General features: G+C 59.7%; 8 protein-coding genes. All 8 read right to left on the reverse strand.

All coding sequences use genetic code 11. The features are described from left to right. Nucleotides 1-11: 11 nt before the first annotated feature. The gene (locus Q0C48_RS07055; protein ID WP_291522874.1) at nucleotides 12-770 is read right to left on the reverse strand and encodes a glycosyltransferase family A protein; all 759 of its coding nucleotides are present in this window, start codon (nucleotides 768-770) and stop codon (nucleotides 12-14) included. Then, on the reverse strand, nucleotides 751-936 hold the full coding sequence (locus Q0C48_RS07060; protein ID WP_291522876.1) for a hypothetical protein: 186 nt from the start codon (nucleotides 934-936) through the stop codon (nucleotides 751-753). Before Q0C48_RS07060 ends, Q0C48_RS07055 begins: the two co-directional genes overlap by 20 nt. Nucleotides 937-943: 7 nt before the next feature. Then, the gene (locus Q0C48_RS07065; protein WP_291522878.1) at nucleotides 944-1369 is read right to left on the reverse strand and encodes a type II toxin-antitoxin system VapC family toxin; all 426 of its coding nucleotides are present in this window, start codon (nucleotides 1367-1369) and stop codon (nucleotides 944-946) included. After that, complete coding sequence (locus tag Q0C48_RS07070; RefSeq protein WP_291509684.1) at nucleotides 1366-1599, reverse strand: hypothetical protein; 234 nt, start codon at nucleotides 1597-1599, stop codon at nucleotides 1366-1368. The genes Q0C48_RS07065 and Q0C48_RS07070 overlap by 4 nt, the downstream gene beginning before the upstream one ends. Before the next feature lie 160 nt (nucleotides 1600-1759). After that, a complete protein-coding gene (locus Q0C48_RS07075) occupies nucleotides 1760-3202 on the reverse strand; it encodes a mannose-1-phosphate guanylyltransferase/mannose-6-phosphate isomerase (protein ID WP_291522880.1) in 1443 nt (480 codons plus the stop codon). Nucleotides 3203-3225: 23 nt separating this feature from the next. Beyond that, nucleotides 3226-4182 (reverse strand): GDP-L-fucose synthase, encoded by a 957-nt coding sequence (locus tag Q0C48_RS07080; RefSeq protein ID WP_291522882.1) that lies wholly within the window; start codon nucleotides 4180-4182, stop codon nucleotides 3226-3228. Next, nucleotides 4166-5287: a GDP-mannose 4,6-dehydratase gene (gmd, locus tag Q0C48_RS07085; RefSeq protein WP_366937030.1), complete on the reverse strand. Its 1122-nt coding sequence runs from the start codon at nucleotides 5285-5287 to the stop codon at nucleotides 4166-4168. Before gmd ends, Q0C48_RS07080 begins: the two co-directional genes overlap by 17 nt. 3 nt (nucleotides 5288-5290) lie before the next feature. After that, a partial coding sequence (locus Q0C48_RS07090) for a WcaI family glycosyltransferase (protein WP_291522884.1) occupies nucleotides 5291-6367 on the reverse strand: 1077 nt, incomplete at its 5' end.

The following is a 6367-nucleotide window of genomic DNA, read 5'->3' on the forward strand; positions in this document are numbered from 1 at the left end:
CTCGTAGCATTTTACATCAAAACGACGCGTGAAGCACGGGGTGGTGAACAGTTACCATTTTTGAAGCTCCCGAATGACGTCGCGGAGCCCGCATGTACCCGGTATGACATCAATCTAGTCGGAATGTAATAGCACTCAAATGCTGACTTGCAGTGCAGAAAAGACATCCACAGGTCGTATGCGAGGCCTACACGCTCATATACTTCGTCAAGGTCTATGGAGCCCGCCCGGAATACGCGTCCGGAGGGTGTTGGTATTGCCTGATCGAAAAGAGCATCTGCCCGATGCGTGAGCACCCCCTCAGCTAAACCTGCCCTACCGTATCTCTTCGAATTTTGGTCTGATATGGCCACATCTTCCACACCATCTGCATCGATAATTCTGTGATCACAGAATACGAGCCCGACTTTTTCATCCTGCTCCATGGGATGGATGAGGGTTTCCAGGAAGTGCGCATCTAATACATCGTCATCATGAATATTCGCAATATATTTACCCTTCGCCAACTTCATGCCGCTTCTGGCGTTCGACACCATGCTGAGGGACGGCTCACGGCCAATATAGTGAATCCGGGGGTCATCAAACGCCCTGCACATCCGGGCGCTCTCTGGCGAGTTGGAGTTGTCCGCGACAATTAGTTCAAAGTCACCCAGTGTCTGCCCGAGGATGAAGGTTATGGTGATCTTTAGATACTCTGGCCGTTTGTACGCTATCAGCACCACGGAGACGAGCGGATTCTTCTCTAAACCCTCAGGCTGAACGGAGGTCATAACCAGCCGAAATCGCGCGGTACCACCGCCACCCGGTCGGCGTGTTCCATGACGCATAGTCCACGGAGATATCCGTCACCTGCGCGACGGGCAAGGGCACGCAAGGCAGTGCCGCCTGCGCATACCGACCGACAAAGCCGTTGGCGCCGGTGAGCAAGAGTTTCATGCTCTTATCATTTCCGCAAAAAATCCTCTAATAAAATAATGCACCCCTCTTTTTGCGCCCTATCAAAATACCGCCGGTCGGCGGTTACCAGCACAGCTTCGGGAAGAAGCAGAGCCAGCGCGTGATACAGGGTATCGAAAAGATGATGCCCGTATCGCCGGGAAAGGTCGATGGCCAGCGTATACAGTTCCGGCCCTTCAGCCACCCGGAAATCCAGCCGCAACAGATCTTCCATATCCTCCTCGGCAGTATCGGGTTTTTCACGCGCCAGCACTGCGGCCATTTCCGCATAAAAATGCGGCGGTTGGACGCTTTCCGCAACACCTGACAGCGTTTGCTCCAATAAGGCTATGGCCTGAGGGACGTGGTCTTCATCAGCCCGAAAACGCAAAAACCACTTCAGTGCGACACTGGCATCAATGACCCAGTTCACGGGCGGCCACTTTCTCTCGCTTCCCGGCACTCGGCCGTACTCACTATCGGCGCCGACTCGCGACGCTCCAAAATGCGGGTAGCGGCTTGCCGTGCGCGAGCCTTACGCTGCGCACGATCCACTGCCTCCCGCATTAAAGCAGCGATGATGGCACTTTTGTTTTCCTTGCAAAAGGTCGCATTAAAGGCCACTTTTACCTCATCGGGAACGCTGAAATTGACCGTAGCCATTTTAAAACACCATTGTTGATGAATTCAACAATCACTATAGGTCGTCTTCTGCCCGACCGCAACGTATTTGACGGCGAAACGCCGCCCACTCCCGATCCACGAAGGCTGTGAATTCCGAGCCCAGCAACTGCACGTTGGGCCCCGCCTTGCTCCCTTCATATTACGAAACAACCCGCCCGTAGCGGTCATCGAAGCGCACGATATCATCCTCGCCCAGATATTCTCCGCTCTGCACCTCGATCATGACCAAGTCGATCACGCCGGGGTTGAGGAGGCGGTGGGGGGTGCCGGCGGGGATGTAGGTGGACTCGTTGGTGTGGACCAGACGATCCTCGCCACCGTTGACGATTTTGGCGGTGCCCGACACCACGATCCAGTGCTCGCTGCGGTGGTGGTGCATCTGCAAAGACAGGGCCGCGCCCGGCTTGACCAGGATGCGTTTGATCTTGAAGCGGGTGCCTTCCTCCAGCACCGTGTAAGTACCCCAGGGGCGGTGGACGGTGCGGTGCAGCTTGTGGGCCTGGTGGCCGCGCCGCTTGAGTTCAGCCACGATCCGTTTCACGTCCTGATCGCGGTCCTTGCGGGCGATGAGGAGCGCATCGGGGGTATCCACCACGATCAGTTCCTCCACACCCAGCAAGGCGGTCAGACGGTCCGTACTATGGACGATGCAGTTCTGCGCATCCTCCAGGACGCTCTCCCCCAGCACCTGGTTGCCGCTGCCGTCCTCGGCGAGCAAAGCGCCGAAAGACGTCCACGAACCGATGTCGCTCCAGCCGAAATCGCCCGGTACCACCGCCACCCGGTCGGCGTGTTCCATGACGGCATAGTCCACGGAGATATCCGTCACCTGCGCGAAGGCTGGCGCCAGTTCCCGGAAATCCGTCTCGCAGCGCCCTTCGGCCCATGCGGCGCGGATGTCCTTATCGAGTTGCGGCTGATAGCGCGCCAGGGCGGACAAGAACGCATCCGCGCGCAGACAAAACATCCCGCTGTTCCAAGTGTAACCACCCTGGGCCAGGAATGTGGCGGCGGTGGCGGCATCGGGCTTTTCGACAAAGCGGCACACGGCGAACCCCAGCGTTTCGCCATCCCTGGTCAGGGCTTCGCCACCCTCGATGTAGCCATATCCGGTTTCCGGCCATGCGGGGGTGATGCCGAAAGTCACCTGATACCCCTCCTCGGCCAGGCGCTGCGCCCGCGCGACGGCGGCGGCAAAGGCGGCCTGATCCTGCACCAGATGATCGGCGGGAAGCACCAGCAGGGTGGCTTCCGGCCCGACCAGGGCTTCTGCCTGCAAGGCGGCGGCGGCGATGGCCGGGGCCGTGTTACGGCCCACTGGTTCCAGCAGGAAAAAGGCCTCTCGCTGTCCGGCGGCCGCCACCTGCGCATAGATATCACGGGTCTGGAAGTAATACTCCCGGTTGGTGACGGTGATGAAACGGGTCACGTCCGGCAGCGCCAGCGCCCTTTGCAGGGTCTTTTGCAACAGCGTCTCGCCGTCGGGCAATTGCAGGAAGGGTTTGGGATGGCTCTGGCGCGACAAGGGCCAGAGCCGCGTGCCGGCGCCGCCGGAGAGAATGACGGGGATCAGCGGGTTCATTCAGTAGCCTCCATGGTGGGAATTTATCGCGTCGACTGATCCACATACCAACGGTAGGTGGCGGCCACGCCATCGCGCAAAGGAATCCTTGCCTGCCACCCGAGATCATGCAAGCGTGTCACATCCAGCAGCTTGCGCGGGGTACCATCTGGCTTGCTGCGATCATAGACGATGCGGCCCCGGTACCCGACGACATCGGCCACCAACGCTGCCAGTTCGGCAATGCGCACATCCTCGCCCACGCCCACATTGACGATATGCTCGTCGCTGTAATGCTGCATCAGAAACGTCGCCGCGTCCGCCAGATCGTCCACATGCAGGAACTCGCGCCGGGGTGTACCGCTGCCCCAGACCACCACCTCGGGCGCTTGCACTGTTTGGGCCTCATGGAACTTACGGATCAGTGCCGGTAATACATGTGAAGTCTGCAAGTCAAAGTTATCACCCGGCCCATAGAGATTGGTCGGCATCAGACTGATCGCATCAAAGCCGTACTGTCGCCGATACGCTTGGCACAGTTTGATTCCCGCGATCTTGGCCACGGCGTACCATTCGTTGGTCGGCTCCAGCGGCCCGGTCAGCAGGTCATCCTCACGGATTGGCTGCGGCGCCATTTTCGGATAAATACACGAAGAACCCAGAAACAATAATTTGCGCACGCCGTTACGAAATGCCGCATCGATCACGTTACTCTGGATCAGCAAATTGTCGCGAATGAAATCGGCCGGATAGGTATCATTGGCGTAAATTCCGCCGACTTTGGCCGCAGCGAGAAACACGAACGCGGGCCGTTCGCGCTCGAACCAGGCATTCACTGCCGCCTGGTCGGTCAAATCCAGCTCAGCGTGCGAAGTCAGCAGCAAATTATCAAAGCCCTCGGCCAGCAGACGGCGCACAATCGCCCCGCCGACCAATCCGCGATGGCCGGCTACAAAAATCCGGGCATCTCGTGCCATTGCCGTCTTACTCATGATGGTCATAAACGCGATAGCCCGCGTCCCTCACCAGCCGATCGCGCCGCGCGGTCTCCAGATCCGCGTGCACCATTTCACGAACCAGGTCGGCAAACGAAGTTTGCGGCGTCCAACCCAGCCGGTCCCGCGCTTTGGTCGGGTCGCCCAGCAGGGTTTCCACCTCCGTCGGGCGGAAATAGCGCGGGTCCACGCGCACAACTTCCGCGCCCGGCTTTACCGCGCACCCACTCGACGCCTCCGCCACCACCGCCGTCTCGTCCACGCCCTCGCCTTGCCACGCCAGCCGCATGCCCAGTTCCGCCGCCGCACAATCCACAAACTCACGCACCGAATGTTGCACACCGGTGGCAATGACGAAGTCCTCCGGTGCGTCCTGCTGCAGCATCAGCCATTGCATCTCCACATAATCGCGCGCATGCCCCCAATCACGCAGCGCACTCAGATTGCCGAGATACAGGCACGATTCCAGCCCCTCGTACATGCGGGCCAACGCACGGGTGATTTTGCGCGTCACGAAGGTCTCGCCGCGGATGGGCGACTCGTGATTAAACAAAATACCGTTACAGGCATACAGTCCGTATGCCTCGCGGTAATTCACCGTAATCCAATAGGCGTACAGCTTCGCCGCCGCGTAAGGCGAGCGCGGATAAAAAGGCGTGGCTTCCGTCTGCGGTACCTGCTGCACCTTGCCGTACAATTCCGAAGTCGAAGCCTGATAGAAACGGGTTTTGGCTTGCAACCCGAGGATACGGATCGCTTCCAGTACCCGTAGCGTCCCCATGGCGTCGCTGTTGGCGGTGTACTCCGGACTCTCGAACGACACCGCCACATGACTTTGCGCGCCGAGATTGTAGATCTCATCCGGCTGCACCTGCTGGATGATGCGGATCAGGTTGGTGGAATCGGTCAGATCGCCGTAATGCAGAATAAGTCGTCGGTTCTCGGTATGCGGGTCCTGATAGAGATGGTCGATGCGGCTCGTGTTGAACGAAGACGCCCGCCGCTTGATGCCGTGCACCTCGTATCCTTTGTTCAGCAGCAACTCCGCCAGATAGGCACCATCCTGGCCGGTGACGCCGGTAATCAAGGCGCATTTATTCATCCTAGTCATTTTTCAACCCTTTTCTGGACATGTCATATCTTGCCGATGCGCGGTCAGCGCCAAAGTTTGTTGCTCGAAGCGGGACAAGATAGTGTCACGGTCGAGATGGGCCTCCGCGTATTGTCGGGCATGGTCGCCGCACTGAGCGCGCAAGGCCTGATCCGCCGCCAGGGTCAAAATGGCATCTGTCAGCGCCTCTGAATCATCGGGCGGCGTAATCAAGCCCGTCGCATGCCCTGCCACGACCTCCGCCAATGCGGTACCCCCGTCCGCAGTGGCTATGCAGGGTCGGCCGGCGGCCAGGATATTGGTGAGTTTGGATGGCATGACCAGATCCGCCGCGTTCCGTCGCTGCACCACCAAGTGAATATCACCCGTAGCGAGCATCTCCGCTAGCCGTTCCACCGGCTGCACTGGCACGAAGCGCAGATTCTGCAGGCCCATCGCCGCAGCTTGCCGTTCCAGCCGGGGTTGCGCCCCGCCGGCGCCGACCATCAGAAATTGCAAGCGCGGCTCGTCGGCACACCGCCGCGCCGCCTCCAGCACCACCTCCAGCCCCTGCTTCTCCCCCATACCTCCGGCATAGAGGACCAGCACCGTCTCCGGGTCAATGTCGAACTCTTTACGAAAATCGTTCTCACGCGGACCCGGTCGCACTGCTTCGATGTCCGCCCAGTTCGGAAACAACCAGGCGCGCTCCGGCGGTGCGCCCTTCTCGATCACGCGTTGGCGCATCGCCTCGGTAATGGTGGACACCCGCGTGGCATGGCGTAACAGAAAGGTTTCTATACGGTACAGCATCCGCCCCAGCACGCCGCCCGGCAGCATACCCAGGCGCAGCGCGGCATCGAGCTGCAAATCCTGGACATGCAGCACCCACGGCACGCCTCTGACCCAGTTATACAGGAGGGGCCATACCCCGATTTGCATCGGTGGCATCACGGCGATCACCACCTCCGGCTTTTGGCGCGAAAAAAAGCGCGGTAGCCAGAATCGCGCCGCGCCCCAGGTAAAGCTCGTCTCCAGAACAATGCGCGCTCGCGCCCTCAGTCGGTCCGCTGCCGGTACATAATGTCGGGCGCGATGCAC

It is taken from the genome of Acidithiobacillus sp. (genome assembly GCF_023255755.1).
Taxonomy (GTDB): domain Bacteria; phylum Pseudomonadota; class Gammaproteobacteria; order Acidithiobacillales; family Acidithiobacillaceae; genus Acidithiobacillus.